Origin of the sequence: Robinsoniella sp. KNHs210 (genome assembly GCF_000686105.1) — a bacterium.
Lineage (GTDB): Bacteria > Bacillota > Clostridia > Lachnospirales > Lachnospiraceae > Robinsoniella > Robinsoniella peoriensis.
Map to the genome: position 1 here is coordinate 5,362,288 of NZ_JMLZ01000002.1, position 16,137 is coordinate 5,378,424.

11 protein-coding genes are annotated in these 16,137 nt (G+C 41.1%); all 11 read left to right on the forward strand.

Going from position 1 to position 16,137, the window contains the following annotated elements; genetic code table 11:
- The first annotated feature begins 10 nt into the window (after positions 1–10).
- The 11 genes from CD03_RS0129830 (at position 11) to CD03_RS0129880 (ending at position 16,133) form a co-directional block, all read left to right on the forward strand.
- Positions 11–2,656 carry an alpha-L-rhamnosidase gene (locus CD03_RS0129830; protein WP_027296743.1) on the forward strand — a complete coding sequence of 882 codons (2,646 nt, stop codon included), beginning with the start codon at positions 11–13 and terminating at the stop codon, positions 2,654–2,656.
- A 142-nt stretch (positions 2,657–2,798) separates the two neighbouring features.
- Entirely contained in the window at positions 2,799–3,719 is a 921-nt protein-coding gene (locus CD03_RS0129835) for an ArsR/SmtB family transcription factor (protein ID WP_027296744.1), read from the forward strand.
- Positions 3,720–4,146: 427 nt separating this feature from the next.
- On the forward strand, positions 4,147–5,571 hold the full coding sequence (locus tag CD03_RS0129840; protein WP_027296745.1) for an extracellular solute-binding protein: 1,425 nt from the start codon (positions 4,147–4,149) through the stop codon (positions 5,569–5,571).
- 35 nt (positions 5,572–5,606) lie between these two features.
- Complete coding sequence (locus tag CD03_RS0129845; protein WP_027296746.1) at positions 5,607–6,503, forward strand: carbohydrate ABC transporter permease; 897 nt, start codon at positions 5,607–5,609, stop codon at positions 6,501–6,503.
- On the forward strand, positions 6,500–7,324 hold the full coding sequence (locus CD03_RS0129850; protein WP_027296747.1) for a carbohydrate ABC transporter permease: 825 nt from the start codon (positions 6,500–6,502) through the stop codon (positions 7,322–7,324). The genes CD03_RS0129845 and CD03_RS0129850 overlap by 4 nt, the downstream gene beginning before the upstream one ends.
- Before the next feature lie 126 nt (positions 7,325–7,450).
- Positions 7,451–9,238, forward strand: a complete 1,788-nt coding sequence (locus CD03_RS0129855) for a glycoside hydrolase family 2 protein (protein WP_044289760.1) — start codon at positions 7,451–7,453, stop codon at positions 9,236–9,238.
- Positions 9,239–9,365: 127 nt separating this feature from the next.
- Positions 9,366–10,802 carry an ABC transporter substrate-binding protein gene (locus CD03_RS0129860; RefSeq protein ID WP_027296749.1) on the forward strand — a complete coding sequence of 479 codons (1,437 nt, stop codon included), beginning with the start codon at positions 9,366–9,368 and terminating at the stop codon, positions 10,800–10,802.
- Between the two features lie 167 nt (positions 10,803–10,969).
- Positions 10,970–11,827, forward strand: coding sequence for a carbohydrate ABC transporter permease (locus tag CD03_RS0129865; protein ID WP_027296750.1), 858 nt, complete (start codon positions 10,970–10,972; stop codon positions 11,825–11,827).
- Between the two features lie 2 nt (positions 11,828–11,829).
- Complete coding sequence (locus tag CD03_RS0129870) at positions 11,830–12,660, forward strand: carbohydrate ABC transporter permease (protein ID WP_027296751.1); 831 nt, start codon at positions 11,830–11,832, stop codon at positions 12,658–12,660.
- A 124-nt stretch (positions 12,661–12,784) separates the two neighbouring features.
- Entirely contained in the window at positions 12,785–14,575 is a 1,791-nt protein-coding gene (locus CD03_RS0129875) for a sensor histidine kinase (RefSeq protein WP_027296752.1), read from the forward strand.
- A 55-nt stretch (positions 14,576–14,630) separates the two neighbouring features.
- Positions 14,631–16,133: a response regulator transcription factor gene (locus CD03_RS0129880; RefSeq protein ID WP_027296753.1), complete on the forward strand. Its 1,503-nt coding sequence runs from the start codon at positions 14,631–14,633 to the stop codon at positions 16,131–16,133.
- Positions 16,134–16,137 lie beyond the last annotated feature (4 nt).

A 16,137-nucleotide genomic window follows, 5' to 3' on the forward strand; every position in this document is an offset into this window, starting at 1 on the left:
AGGTAGTACAATGTTGAAAATAGCAAAGTTAAAAATGAATTACCAGGAAAATCCCGTGGGAGTTACTGAGGTACCACAGTTTGGCTGGATATTAGAAAGTAATAAACGCAGTGTTATGCAGGCATCTTATGAGCTGCAGATTGCCGCCGACGAAGAATTTGAACGTTTGCTTTTTAACAGCGGGAAGATTACAAGCGATGAATCCGCTCACGTGTTTGCAAATGGGTTACAGATAAAATCTTCTGAAAAATATTTTGTACGTGTGAAAGCTTCTGATGCAGATGGAGAATCCAGCGAATGGAGTGAGACAGGATATTTTGTGACGGCGCTGCTCACAAGTGAGGAATGGAAAGCAGAATTCATCTCGGCAGAGACAAAAGAGAATGCAGGTGAGTCCAAAGGGACTTATGTAAGAAGCAGTTTCGGAGTGAAAGGAAAAGTTAAAGCAGCTTATGCATTCACTACTGCCCTGGGATTATATAAATTTTATATTAATGGTCAAAAAGTTGGAACAGATGAATTAACACCGGGCTGGACTTCTTATCTGAAGCATTTAACTTACCAGACATACGACATCACCACGCTTTTGAAAGAAGGAGAAAATGGTGTAGGAGCAATGCTGGGAGCAGGATGGTATAAAGGTAAAATGGGATTTGTGGGCAACCGCAATAATTATGGTGATCAGACAGCATTTTTAGGACAGATATGTATTACATATGAAGATGGAACCACAGATACAATAGTGACCAATTCTTCCTGGAAGGGATGTAATGCACCGGTTTTGTTTTCCGAGATTTATGATGGAGAGATTTATGATGCCAGAGAGGAAATAGAAGGCTGGGCAGAAGCCGGATTTGCAGCAGAAGGCTTTTGGGATGTAGAAACTGTTTCTTTCAATAAAGAAGTGCTGGAAGCACAGAGTTTCAGCAAAGTAACAGAGGTAGAGCCGGTAGCGGCAAAACGAATTTTTAAAACACCACAGGGTGATACCGTGATTGATTTTGGTCAGAATATGACCGGCTGGATTCATGTAAAGGTAAAAGGAAAAGCCGGAGATAGAGTAGAACTTAACTGCTTTGAAGTATTAGATGCAGCCGGAAATGTCTATCTGGATAACTTAAGAGGGGCAAAAGAGACTCTTACATATATTTGCAAAGATGATCAGGAAGCGGAATACCATCCTAATTTTACATTTATGGGATTCCAGTTTGCGAAGATTGCAGCTTATCCGGGTGAACCTAAAATAGAGGATTTCACTGCATATGCGGTACATTCTGATATGGAACAGACAGGTACCTTTACATGTTCTAATCCGGATATCAACCAGCTTCAGCATAATATTTTATGGGGGTTAAAAGGAAACTTCGTAGATGTGCCTACAGACTGCCCGCAGAGAAATGAAAGACTTGGATGGACCGGAGATGCTCAGATCTTCTGCCGTACTGCAAGTTATCTCATGAACACTTATCATTTCTTTGCAAAATGGCTGAAAGACGTAGCAGCTGATCAGACACCAGAGGGAGGAGTTCCCCATGTAGTACCAGACATTCTTTCCGGTAAAACAGATGGTGACTGGCTGTTAGAACAGGGAAGTCATTCTGCAGCGGCATGGGCTGATGTAGCAGTTATTAACCCATGGACAATGTATCTCACTTATGGAGATAAAAAGATATTAGAAGATCAGTATTCCAGTATGAAAGCATGGATCGGTTTCATGGAAAAACATGCAAAAGACTATATCTGGAATTATAAATTACAGTTTGGTGATTGGGTGGCATTGGATGCACAAGAAGGCAGCTACTTTGGGGCTACCCCAAATGACCTGACCTGTACCGCATACTTTGCATATTCAACCGGATTATTTGTGAAGATTGCCAGGATACTTGGGAACAGCGAAGATGAGAAGCAATACAGTGATCTGTATGAAAAAATAGTGGATAAATTCCAGAGAACTTTCTTTGACAGTGAAGGGAATATGACTGCCCAGACACAGACAGCGCACATTGTAGCCTTGTATTTTAACCTGGTTCCGGAAGCATACCGGGAAAAGACAGTGGAAGGGTTATTGAGATTACTGGATAAAGAAAATGGACATCTGGTTACCGGATTTGTGGGGACACCGTATTTCTGCCATGCTTTAAGCCAGAACGGACATACAAAAGAAGCTTATGAACTGCTGTTAAAAGATGATTTCCCATCCTGGCTGTATCAGGTAAAAATGGGAGCGACTACAGTCTGGGAACACTGGGATGGCATGAAACCGGATGGAACCATGTGGAGCCCGGACATGAACTCCTTTAACCATTATGCTTATGGTGCAATTGGTGAATGGCTGTACCGTGTAGTTGCCGGAATCGAAGCAAACGAAGAAAAAAGTGGTTATAAATTCACCACCATATATCCAAGAATTGGCGGCGGACTGGATTATGTGAAAGCAAATTACAGTTCGGTATATGGAGATATAACCTCCCAATGGAATGTTTCCGGCGATGAGGTAACTATGAAAGTACGTATTCCTCATAATACACAGGCTAAGATTTGTCTGGATCAGGCAAAAGAAGTCCTGGACGGGGATGGTCTGGAGTTTGTGGCAGAGAATGGTTTTATGAGCGCAAGTGCAGGATCAGGATGTTATAGTATACGCTTTAGAAAATGATTGTCTCCCTTTCTGAGTTTCACCTGGCAGCTCTCAGCTTCTCATTGAATTTACAGATTGGATGCGGTATAATAATGGAGTTTAAAGGGAAAAATTAAAGCCATTTTAAATGAAATATTACAGCATTTGAGGGGGAGCAGACTTGGCAAAGATATTAGAATTGGATATGACAAGTGAAGAGGAACTTTGCAATGTAGGGAAGGCGCTGTCTTCACCTATTCGGATAGAGATATTAAAACTCTTGTATGAAGAGGGGTTAATTATTGGAGACATTGCAAAGAAACTGGATATTCCTGCGTCAAGTGCGGCGCTGCACTTGAAGATTCTGGAGAAGGCGGGATTGATTAGAATGGAGACGCAGCCGGGAACCCGGGGGTCTACAAAGCTCTGTAACCGAAAAAGAGATTTTATTACGATTGATTTGTCAGCAGTGAATACGGATATTGATGAAATCACAAGCATTGAGATGCCGGTAGGTGCCTATTGCGCGTGCAATGTATCGCCAACCTGTGGATTATACAGCAGATCCGGAGTGATTGGAATGGAAGATGCGGAGTACAGTTTTTATTTGCCGGAAAGGGTAAATGCCCAACTCTTATGGACATCCTCAGGTTTTGTGGAATATAAGTTTGCAAACGCAGTGCCTAAAAAACGATTACCGAAACGTATCAGCGTTTCTTTAGAAATCTGTTCCGAAGCGCCAAACTACAGAGAGGACTGGAAATCTGATATAACAGTCTGGATTAATGGTACGGAGTGCGGAACCTGGACAAGCCCGGGAGATTTTGGGGCGAGGCGGGGAAGGCTGAATCCTTCCATATGGCCCAATGGTTCTACACAATATGGATTGCTCATGACATGGGAAGTTCGCAAGGATGGGGCATATATCAACGAAGCCAGGGCTTCAGATATCAAAGTAGAGGAATTGAATCTAATGTCTCTGCCGTATATTGATGTAAAGATTGGAAATAAGGAACATACAAAATATGTGGGTGGATTCAATATATTTGGCAGAGGATATGGAGACTTTGAACAGGATATCGTAATGAATATCGAATATTAAAAAGTGTAAACAGTATTTGAAATTAAAATACAGGTAATGGCTGTTTTAAATAAACGGCAAAGAAAGATTGGCCTTTAGGGCTGATCTTTTTTTGTTTACCTGATTACAGACAGAGGGACGTGAAGAATCTGTGCTGCAAAAATAGAACTATGTGAGAAAAATATACATATTATGACATGATTTATGGTGATAAAAAATAATAGAGCAAAATAAATGTGAAATTATACAATTAATGCAAAATACATATTGACAAAAATGGTAAAATAACGTAATATACAAAATATAGAAACAGAAATATTGTTATAATAATATTTTTTGATTCTCTATTTTATCTATTTAAACAGTAAATATGTTTAAATAACTCGTTAGTGCCGGCAAAACTAACAGGGAGCAGCTTAAAAACCTATAATAATGTTGGAGGTTCTTTATGAAAAAAAGAATAGTGAGTGTGATTTTAGCGGTTTGCGTTTTAGGAACAGCATTGGCTGGATGTGGAAACAGTACAACGGCAGATAATAAGGAAGGGAGCAAAGATTCAACAGAAATAAATACCCAGGCTGACAGCGCTGGTGCACAATCAGACAGTTCATCTGATGGAGAAACAGCTTCAGGTGCTGTAACAGATGTAAACGAGGATGGTACCGTGAACAATCCGGAAAATGTGAAAATAGATGATGGAAAGCTGGTTTTCTGGTCCCTGTTCAGTGGCGGTGACGGAACATTTATGGATCAGATTATTTCAGATTATAATGGGGGAAGTCCCAAAATGGGCGTGCAGTCAATCATGTTAGTGTGGGATGATTATTATACAAAGCTGCAAACAGCTGTTGCTGCCGGGAAAGGACCGGATATCGGAATATCCCATGTGTCCAAACTGCCCGAATTAGTAAATGAAGGATCAGTAATTGCATTAAATGACTATCTGGATCAGCTGGGCGTGGATTTATCCGGTCTGTTCTCACAAAACTCACTGGACAGTGTAACTTTTGACGGAGATGTATATGCGGTTCCTCTGGATACACATGCTGAAATTATGTATTTTAACAAAGATATTCTGACGGATGCCGGTGTGGAGTTAAATGAAAACGGTCAGCTGGATATTGGAAGTACAGACGAGTTTTATGCTGTCCTGGATAAAATAAAAGCAGTTATCCCGGAAGGCAGCAGTGCATTATCTTTAACTAATTCCGGTGATGATCCATACCGTTTATGGTGGGCTTCTTACTATCAGATGGGTGGAAAAGCCCTGGTCAGCGATGATGGCACACAGGTAACAATGGATAAAGAAATTGCCGTAAAGGCAGCAGAATTTGTGAAAAGTCTTTATGACAAAGGATACATATTAGAAGGAATAGATGATCATCAGGCATTTTTCCAAAGCGGTAAAGCAGGTCTGCTGTTTGCGGGAACATGGGCGACAGGAGCGCTTGAGAGTACGGAAAACCTGAAGTTTGGTGCACAGACGTTTCCACAGTTGTTTGATAATGATGCTTGTTGGGCAGACTCCCATACACTGATTATTCCTTTCAGCAAAGAAAGGACAGAAGACGAGACTCTTGCGGCAGTGGAATTCGCACTGGCTGCATCTTCAGACGGCGGTGCGACCTGGGCAAAATCCGGTCAGATACCGGCAAACCTCAAGGTTCTGGAAAGTGATGATTATTTAAAACTGCCTTATAGAAGTGATTATAAGAGTGCATTAGACAAAGCGGTAATGCCAACTAAAAATCCTAATTTCTATGGTATGAAAGCAGGTATGATAGACAGTCTGAATGCATACTGGACGGGACAGACCGATGCGCAGGGTGCAATCGATAATCTTTACGGGGAATTGGAAGCGAATCTGGAATAACAGATTCAATTTCCAGGAAAACGGGAGGTTAAGAAATGCATAAAACAAGAAATAAAAGAAAACAGCTTTTCATTGCACTTGGTTTTGTAGCACCGTTTTTTCTCTTGTATACCGTATTTACCATATGGCCTGTGGTTCAGGGGGTTTACGTCAGTCTTCATAAGTGGACACTGATGGGGAAATTAAAATTTGTAGGACTGGATAATTATCTGAAATTTATAGGAGATAAAAACTTTTGGGGAGCGCTTCAGAATACTACGGTATTTGTGCTGATCACTGCACCGCTTCTGGTGATTACTGCTATGGTTCTGGCACTGCTGGCAAACCGCCCTACCAGGATAAAAAAAGGCCTCAGAATCTGTTATTATCTGCCAAGTGTCCTTTCCGTTTCGGTGGCGGCATTTATTGCAAAATATATGTTCGCACCATACAGGGGGTTTATCAATGGATTTCTTCATGCCATAGGGGTTCTGGGGGCAAACCAGGAACTCCAGTGGCTGCAGGATGGAAACCTGGTTTGGGGGACGATTACATCCATGACGGTATGGTGGACAGTAGGATTCAGTATGATGCTTTATCTGTCAGCGTTACAGGATATTTCGCCCCAGGTGTTTGAAGCAGCAGCAATCGACGGGGCTACGAAACGGCAGCAATTGTTTTCTATCGTATTGCCACTGTTAAAATCTACCACGTATCTGGTAGTGCTGCTGCAGGTAATTGCCTGCTTTAAAGTATTCGGACAGATTTATATGATAACGGGAGGTGGCCCGGCATCTTCTACAAGGCCTTTAATCCAGTATATCTATGAAAATGCCTTTAAGAAAAACAACATGGGCTATGCCTCGGCAATGTCCTATGTCCTATTCCTGATTCTGGTCGTACTTTCGCTGGTACAACAAATGATACAGAGGAAGGGGGAACGGGATTCATGAAGAAAATAAAACCTGGAAATGTGATATTATCGACGATTTCCATAGTAATTGCAATTATTTTTACAGCGCCGGTATTATGGTCACTTGCAGTATCATTTCAAATAGAAGGAAAGCAGATTACTTCGGTTGTGGATTGGTTTCTTCCGCCCTATACGCTTAGTAACTATCCGGAAATCATTCTTCACAGTGAGGTGGCAAGATGGCTGATGAACAGTTTGTTTATTGCAGTTATTACCACGGGTCTGACGGTATTATTATCGGCAATGGCAGCTTACGCTATCGCTAAAATAAATTTTAAAGGAAGTAAGGCAATATATTTTTATTTTCTGCTCGGTATTATGGTACCGGCAGAAGCAACTATTGTTCCTCTTTTTATTACGGCGAATGGCCTGAATCTGATTGATTCTTATGCAGGCCTGGTTTTACCGGCTGTGGCAGGGTCTATGAATATGATTATAATGGTTACTTTTTTCCGTGGACTGCCCAATGAATTAATGGAGGCAGTAAGAATCGATGGAGGCGGAGAAATGACCATATTCTTCCGGATATTACTTCCATTATCCAAAGCAGTAATATCAACCGTATGCATATTTGCGTTTATCGGAAGCTGGAACAATTATCTTTGGCCTTTGTTATGTGCCATGAGCAGTCAGAAGTTTACACTTCCAATCGGGATTCCTACTTTTGCGGGTACTTACACCGTAGATTATGTGAAACCTCTGACAGCAAATATGGTGGCATCTGTTCCTATCATTCTATTGTATATTTTATTTGAAAAACAGATCGTACAGGGGATTACCATGTCCGGTGTAAAAGGATGATGTGATATAATGAAGGTAAATGAAAAAGGATGAAAGATAAAATCAGAGAAGGGAAAATGCCACAATATCATTCTTTCATCCTGCTATATGTGGCAGTGTCATAAAAATTGTGACAAAAAGGTATATATGATGAGAAGTTACAAAAAAGATTATCCCAGACCCCAGCTGGTACGTCAGGAGTGGGAGAACTTAAACGGTACATGGGATTTTCTGTTTGATGACAGAAACGTGGGAGAAAAAGAAAAGTTTTATACTAAGTTTCCCGGAGAACTTAAGATTGAGGTTCCATTTACCTATGAAACGAAGTTGAGCGGGATTGGAGATGAGAACAGGCATGATCATGTCTGGTACAGGAAAAAGTTTACTGCTGACAAAAATCGTCTGGAAAAAGAAAAATTAATGCTTCATTTTGAAGGAAGCGATTTCCTGACAAAAGTGTGGGTTAACGGGGAACTGGCTGGCTCCCACAGAGGCGGATATTCCAGATTTTCCTTTGATATTTCCAATTTTATAAAAGATGGTGAAAATGAAATCATAGTAAAAGCGGATGACTCCTTTGATATGGCGCAGCCCAGAGGGAAACAGCGTTGGAAAGACGAGAATTTTGGCTGCTGGTATGTGCAGACAACGGGAATCTGGAAAACTGTATGGCTGGAATATGTACCTGTTATGAATCTGTCATCAGTAAAGATTACGCCTTTGCTGGAAAAGGATTGCGTAGAATTGGAACTGGAGATAACGGCTGACTCATATGCAGGGAATCTGGCGGCAGAAGTAGAAATTTCATTTCAGGGAACGATTGTGAATAAATCGGTAATTTCCGTTTTGGAAAGCCGTGTGGAAACCAGAATGAATGTATTCTCCCGGGAAGCAGACGAATGGGGCGTTCGTACATGGTCACCGGAACGTCCTGACTTATATGACATCTCCATTCGAATATTGGAAGATGGAAATGTATGCGATGAGGTTCTGTCTTATTTTGGAATGAGAGAAATTCGAATAGACAGGGGTAATATTCTGTTAAACGGAAGACCTCTTTATCAGCGTCTGATTCTGGATCAGGGATATTGGGAAGATTCACATCTGACCCCTCCAAATGAGGAAGCGCTGGTAGAAGATATCGAGAAGATTATGAAACTGGGATACAACGGACTTCGGAAGCATCAAAAAGTAGAAGACGAGCGGTTCCTGTACTGGTGTGATGTGAAGGGAATGCTGGTTTGGAGTGAAGTACCTGCGTCTTACCGTTTTTCTGATGACGCTGTCCAGGAATTTACTGAGGAATGGATGGATATTGTAAGGCAGAATTATAATCATCCAAGTATCATTACCTGGACACCTTTTAATGAATCCTGGGGAATATCCAAGGTGGAAACAGACAGAAAGCAGCAGCACTTTACAGAGGCGGTTTATCATCTGACAAAATCATTTGACCGGTTCCGGCCTGTAATTGTAAATGACGGATGGGAACATACGGTTTCTGATATTATTACGCTGCATGATTATGAAGAATATGGAGATCTCTTCTTTGACCGTTATAACCGTTATAAGGAGGAAATCCTCAGTACCGATATCTATCACAGCAATCATAAATCTGCTATGGCGGACGGATATGCATATAAAGGACAGCCGGTTATCATCAGTGAATACGGCGGAATTGCTTTTCAAAATGGGGAATCAGGCTGGGGATATGGCAATAAGGTAGGAGATGAAGCAGAATTTATTAAGCGATTTGATTCGATTACCACAGCAATAAAAAAGACTCCCTATATCTGCGGATTTTGTTATACCCAGGTAACGGATGTACAGCAGGAGATCAATGGACTTATGAACATTGATCGCAGCTTTAAGGTAGATCCTGAGGTGATCAAAGAGATTAATGAACGCCCCGGGGGATGCTGGAGAGCAGAATAAGATATCATTTTGTGCTGAAAAGTGCATGGAGAAAGATTTGATTCTCCATGTTCTTTTTTTTACCCTTATGTTAAATTAAATACATCAGGAAACAACAAAACGAAGTAAAGAAAAGGGAGGAAACAAAATGAAGATCAGAAAGGTAACAGCACTTTTACTTGCAGCAGCAATGGCAGCCGGCAGTATTATGGGATGCGGAGGAAGTGAAACAAAGACGACAGAAGCATCAAAAGCCACGGACGCAGCAACTGAGGCAAAGACAGAAGCACCAGGCGATGCAGCAAAAGACACAGAGACAGAGGCAGCGAGTAAAGAAGAAGGTTCCGAAGCTTCTACAACGGCTGCAAAAGCAGATGGGGAATGGGAATATAAAGAAGCAGACCTGACCATGCTGATTGACACCGATATGACTTTGGCCGGTATTGAGGCAGTTTGTAATCTGGCAAAAGAGAAATTAGGCATTACAGTAGAGATCGAAACCAGAGCTGGCGGAGCAGATGGTGATAATATTGTTAAGACTCGCCTTGCATCCGGCGATATGGCAGATTTATGCGGATACAATTCAGGTTCTCTTCTGGCAGCACTTAATCCTGCAGAATACTTCATTGACATTTCCGGTGAAGAGTGGGCAAGTAAGCTGGATGATACATACAAAGCATCCGTTACCGTGGAAAATGGGGTATACGGTGTCCCGGCAGCTTCTACACAGGCAGGCGCTATTCTTTATAACAAAGAATTATACGAAAAATATAATCTGGAAATTCCTAAGACATGGGATGAGTTTAAAAAGAATTGTGATGTATTAAAAGAAGCAGGTGAGACAGCCCTTATCGGTACATTTGCAGACAGCTGGACATCACAGGTATTGTATCTGGGAGATCACTACAATGTTCAGGCAAATGAACCTAACTTTGCAAAAGATTTTGAGGCTGGAACAGCAAAATATGCAACGACTCCTGCAGCCCTCAGAAGTTTTGAGAAATTAGCAGATACAACACAGTATTATAATTCAGATTATCTTGCAACTACCTATGATGACGGCTGCGATATGATCGTAAATGGAGAAGGTGCTCATTGGATCATACTGACACAGGCATTATCCAATATCTATGAACTGTACGGGGAAGATGTTAATAAAGTAGGTGTATTTGCAGTACCTGGCGATGACGCGAATGATAACGGATTAACGGTATGGATGCCTACATCATGGTATGGAAATAAAAATTCTGATAAAGTAGATGACATCAAGAGATTCATGGAATTTTACATCTCTGACGAAGCATTAGATGCATATACGTCTGCAATATTACCGGATGGACCATACTGTGTAAAAGGATACGAACTTCCGGACAACGCATATGATGCGGTAAAACAGGAACAGGCATACTTTGATGCAGGAAAGACATCTACAGCTTTGGAATTCCAGACAGCAGTAAAAGGGTCAAATTGTCCGGCAATCTGCCAGGAATGCGGCTCTGGTCAGACAACAGCAGAAGAGGCAGCGAAAGCATATGACGAAGATTGTTTAAAACAGGCAGTACAGTTAGGTCTGGATTGGAAATAATAAACATTCGGAAAGGGGCTGGAGCAAAACAATTGCAACAGCCCTTTCCAAATTGATAAGCATGTATGACGTGCTGTTAATAAAGACTGTTTCCCATGCATGGTTATCAGTCTGGAATTACATAAGTACTGCAGACAATAATTATAAAAGAGAGAAAGGGAAAATGTATGAATAAGAAGAAGATTTATACAACCTGGTTTATGGCACCGGCACTGATCATATTTACTATTTTTTTCATTATTCCAATGCTTACGTCGTTGTTTTTCAGCTTGACAGTATGGAACTTTAAAGATTTCACCTTTGTTGGACTGGACAACTTTAAAATGTTTTTTTCAGAGAGGTCTTTGAATATCGGTATCAAGAACACATTAATCTATGCATTTTTAACTTGTAGTTTAAAGGTCGTAATTGCATTTTTTATTGCCGTATTTCTCACAAGCAAGATAAAAAGTAAAAATATTCTGCGTTCCATCGTATTTTTTCCAAATCTGGTGAGTACCGTTGCGGTAGGTATTGTATTCAGTGCCATGATGCATCCTTCCAAAGGGCTCATTAACACAGCGCTTCAGGCAATTGGATTAAATGGGGTAGACTGGCTGGGGAATACCCATCTGGCTCTCTTTTCCGTAATTGGTGTCGATGTCTGGAAAGGAGTCGGTGTTGCAACAGTGATCTATATCGCGGGCATGCAGTCCATAGACAAAACATATTATGAAGCAGCTTCCATCGATGGAGCAAGCGCGTGGCAGCAGCTGAAGAGTGTGACTATTCCACTTTGCCGTCCGGCAATGAACTCTGTTATTATACTGGCATTTATCGGTGGTATGCGCTGCTTCGACCTGATCTGGGCAATGACAGGCGGCGGTCCCGGTTTTGCTACAGACGTTGTAGCATCCATAGTTTACAAACAGTATGCGGCTGGTTTTTATGGATTATCAACGGCGGGTAATGTTATTATGTTTGTAATGATTGCGATTCTGGCATTCCCGTTACAGAGATTCTTGTTAAGTAAGGAGGTTGACTAAATATGAAGAGAAAGAAAGCGCTTTATGCAGCAGGAGATGTGATTGGAATTGTAGTTGCATTTTTTATCTTTATTATTCCATTTATCTTCATGTTTGTAAATTCCCTGAAAGAGAGAAGAGAAGCCAATCTGCTCAGCATTGCATGGCCGAAAGAATTACAGTGGGATAACTTTAAGCAGGTATTGACAACCAGTAATGGTATTGTAATTACGGCATTTAAGAACAGTTTTATTCTGACGGCAGGATCTGTTGTAGTTTTGATTATAGTATGCGCTATGGCAGGCTATGTTCTGCAAAGAAGAAATGATAAGACCACTGGTGTTGTAAATGCTCTCGTAATGTCTGGTCTTATGGTTCCGCCGGCTATTCTTCCTACGATCTGGGTAATGCAGGGTTTACATATTTATAAAACCATGTTTGGAATGATCATGGTAGAAGTAGCATTACAGATACCGTTCACAATTATGCTTTACCGTGGATTTATGGGTTCAATTCCCACAGAGCTGGAAGAGGCGGGATATATCGATGGCTGTACAAGAAGCAAACTGTTTACTGCAGTGATCTTTCCACTGCTGAAACCGGTAACTGCAACGGTTACAATTCTGAACGCAGTTACGGTATTTAATGACTTTACTAATCCGTTATATTTTCTTCCCGGAAATAAAAACGCAACTGTCCAGCTGACGCTATACAGCTTCATGGGCAAGTATTCAAGTTCCTATAACCTGCTTTTTGCAGATGTTCTGATAATTACAATACCAATGTTAATTCTGTTTATTATTTTTAACAAAAGAATTGTAGATGGTATGGTAGCCGGAGCCGTGAAGGGCTGAAAAAGAAAAGTAAATAACCGGTACAAGGGAGAAGAGGTTTATTCTTTACTTGTACTGGTATTTTAGCATATCTGCAGTTATAATATTCCCGTAATAAAATGGTGAAAAGACATAGGAGGGACATATGAGATTTCGGACAAGAATGATATTATCTTATGCAGTATTTGTGTTGATGGCAGCGCTTATACTAGGGCTTGCGTACAACCGTTATACAATTCGGGAATATAAGAATAACGAATACAATGATACGCAGTTTATTTCGGAAAGGCTGGCAAATCAGTTTGATGAATCCATAAAAACCATGAAATCTATTACAGACTACATATTGTCAGATACCGGAATGCTGTCTTCCATACGGATGCTGGCAAGTACAGATCACAACAACGAAAGCCAGTCGGGTTATATTGAAGAAGCGAAGACGACAATTCAGTCCGGGATCAATACGGACTATATGATCAAGAATTTCTATCGTGTTCTGGTATTCAATCAATACGGAGATGTAGTGGGAAGTTCCAATTATGAAAACAGGATAATAAATCAAAATAAAAAAACGGAGGATCTGTTATGGCTCTCTAAAGTAGAGGGACATCGTGGAAAACCAGTTCTGATCGGGATACATAAAGATGACTGGGGACTGAAAAGTCAGGAAATGGTCTATTCAATTGCCAGAGAAATACAGGGAAAATCTATGGGGTATATTGAAGTACAGAGAACTGTAGTGCCACCCGGCGTAAATAACTTAAAAGAGCTGTTTGAGCTTCCGAAATCAGGAATGGATGTGGCAGCAGTGACCGAAGACGGAGAGATACTGTATTCCACTTTAAAAGGAAACCAGAATGATTTTTACCGAAAGCTGGCCCAAAAAGATAAGCTTGGAGTGGCCGAATACCGAAATGATATTACAAATAACAAAGAACTGATAGCTATCAGCAATTCTAAAGAAACCGGTGTTAAGATCATGGTCATAGAAAATATGAACCAGCTAGAACGGGAAATCGGATATGTAGCACCCTTAACCTTTGTGATTGCGGGATGCTTTTTTATGATTTCCATGGTATTTGTGTTTATTGTATCCGGGCATTTGACAAAACCTATTCAAAAATTAAGAGAGCAAATGGAGAATACCAGGATCGAGAATCTGGATCAGGAGGTGTATTTAGATACATCTAACGATGAGATGGAGGCGCTCAGTAAATCCTATCAAAAGGTGTTAACCCGTCTGGATGAATCGATTGTTAAGGAAAAGCGGCTGTCAATTTTGCAGCTTCAGGCGCAGTTTGATACTCTTCAGGCACAGGTGAATCCGCATTTTCTGTATAATGTTCTTAACGTAATTGCAAACAGGGGAATGAACAGCGGGGACGAAACAATCTGTGAGATCTGCGGCAGTCTGGCTGCAATGCTCCGGTATGCCACCAGTACGGTAGAACGCTATGCTGCCATCGGTCAGGAGCTGCAGTATCTGGAACAGTATTTTTATCTGATTAAATCCAGGTATGAACACAAACTGCAATACCATATGGAAGTGGAGGAAGAAATCAAAGCAGAGATTATTCCCAAAATTGTATTGCAGCAGATTGTAGAGAACAGTATCAACCACGGATTTACCCAGACCTCCCATATTATGGAGATAGATATCAAAGGCTGGAAAGAGGACGGATTCTGGTATATTCAGGTATCGGATAACGGACAGGGGATAGAAGAGGAGGTGCTGAAAGATCTGCAGCATAAAATAGCCAGGATTCGGGACAGGCTGGGCAATAAACGCAGCAACGTGGAAATGGAAATCGGAGGTATGGGACTGATTAATACCTATGCAAGACTTTACCTGTTATATAATGAAGATCTTGTATTTGAAATTAATAATTGTGATACGGGAGCAGTAGTAAAGATAGGTGGAAAGTTAAAAAACTGAGGCTGTATTGCAGGCTATGCCATGGGAAGTAATGAGAAGGTAAGGAGAAAAAGAGATGTTCACAGTAATCGTTGTAGATGATGAACCGGCTGCACTGAATCATATTTGTACTATTATAGAAAAAAAGTGTCCGGAGTTCCAGGTGATTGAACGGGCGGAGAATGGAAAAGAAGCAATGGACAAGGTAAGGCAAAATAAGCCGGATGTGGTAATTTCCGACATTCGTATGCCTATTATGAATGGGCTGGAGCTGGTTGCCGGGATTAAAAAAGAATTTCCCTGGATGATTTCCGTTATTGTAAGCGGATACCAGGATTTTGAATATGCCCAGGGGGCGATCAAATCAGGTGTTACGGATTATATCTTAAAACCGGTTATGCCCTCGGAGCTGAAAAGCCTGTTTGACCTTTTGGAGGAAAAGCTGAGAAAACGTTATTATCTGGAGCGTAATGACGTCATGCGTAAAATATGCCGGGGCATTGACATAGATGAGGCGGTTTTGAAACGGTACTTTCCACAAAACCAGTATTATGGAGCAGTGGTGAGACTCAATGGACTGCCCAGGCGTTTTATGAATGGGGCAGGACGGGAAATATTTTCAGATATTCATGAAATGATGTTTGTATATGGCAGGGATGAAATGGAAGCTCTGTACATCTGTCCTGCTGAATTGATTTTTATGACCAGTTTTGAAAGCATGATACGGGGAAAGATCGCAAAAGAACAGCCGGTATCGGCTTATATGACAGCTGTGATTATGCGTAATCCCTTTGAAGTAATGGAAATGGAGGAAACGGTTAAGCGTCTGTACCGGATGATTGATAAAAAGACAGTACTGGGAAAGACCCAGATTCTGATTATGGAAGAGCTTGATAAAAGATGTGCCGGGGAGAAGTTTGAAAACCATCCTGAGTATCTGAGGGAATTTGAGATACTGGCTGAAAAGCAAAAATATGATAAAATGAAAGGAGAAGTCAAGCGTCTGCTGAACTTATGGCAGGATGAAAACCGGCCCCAGATCTGGGTAGAGGGGATGGTGAGACAGATATTTTATATGATGCAGCGTTACAGTGGGCAGATAGAAGAGAACAACGACTATGAATTTATGCTGGAAGAAGCTTTTTTCTACTCCGGGAACGTTGAGGAATTGGCTGAAAATGTGAATGAAGTCCTTTTTAAAGATAAAAAAGAGGAAATCCAGAGCCAGACAAAACTAGATACCCAGGGCTATTTTGAAAGCATTAAAGAATATCTGAAAAAGCATGTAGCCGAACCCGTTACATTGGGCATGGTATGTAAGGAGTTTGGAGTATCACAGACATACTTGAGCAAACTGTTCCGAAAATACGAAGAGTTGTCTTTTAACAACTATCTGACAATGCTGCGTATGGAGCGGGCAAAAGATCTGATGAGTAATGGCGGCAAGGTGTTTGTAAAGGATGTTGCATTACAGGTGGGATATAGCGACCAGTTTTATTTCAGCCGTATTTTTCGCTCCTATACAGGAGTTTGTCCCACTGACTTTATTGAAAATATAGAAAAACAAGAAAAGAGGTAGAGCG

What these genes read in the sequence shown, in the direction of transcription:
- CD03_RS0129830 (WP_027296743.1), top strand. Translation starts at nt 11, where the DNA reads ATGTTGAAAATAGCAAAGTTAAAAATGAATTACCAGGAAAATCCCGTG.
- CD03_RS0129840 (WP_027296745.1), top strand. Translation starts at nt 4,147, where the DNA reads ATGAAAAAAAGAATAGTGAGTGTGATTTTAGCGGTTTGCGTTTTAGGA.
- CD03_RS0129845 (WP_027296746.1), top strand. Translation starts at nt 5,607, where the DNA reads ATGCATAAAACAAGAAATAAAAGAAAACAGCTTTTCATTGCACTTGGT.
- CD03_RS0129850 (WP_027296747.1), top strand. Translation starts at nt 6,500, where the DNA reads ATGAAGAAAATAAAACCTGGAAATGTGATATTATCGACGATTTCCATA.
- CD03_RS0129855 (WP_044289760.1), top strand. Translation starts at nt 7,451, where the DNA reads ATGATGAGAAGTTACAAAAAAGATTATCCCAGACCCCAGCTGGTACGT.
- CD03_RS0129860 (WP_027296749.1), top strand. Translation starts at nt 9,366, where the DNA reads ATGAAGATCAGAAAGGTAACAGCACTTTTACTTGCAGCAGCAATGGCA.
- CD03_RS0129865 (WP_027296750.1), top strand. Translation starts at nt 10,970, where the DNA reads ATGAATAAGAAGAAGATTTATACAACCTGGTTTATGGCACCGGCACTG.
- CD03_RS0129870 (WP_027296751.1), top strand. Translation starts at nt 11,830, where the DNA reads ATGAAGAGAAAGAAAGCGCTTTATGCAGCAGGAGATGTGATTGGAATT.
- CD03_RS0129875 (WP_027296752.1), top strand. Translation starts at nt 12,785, where the DNA reads ATGAGATTTCGGACAAGAATGATATTATCTTATGCAGTATTTGTGTTG.
- CD03_RS0129880 (WP_027296753.1), top strand. Translation starts at nt 14,631, where the DNA reads ATGTTCACAGTAATCGTTGTAGATGATGAACCGGCTGCACTGAATCAT.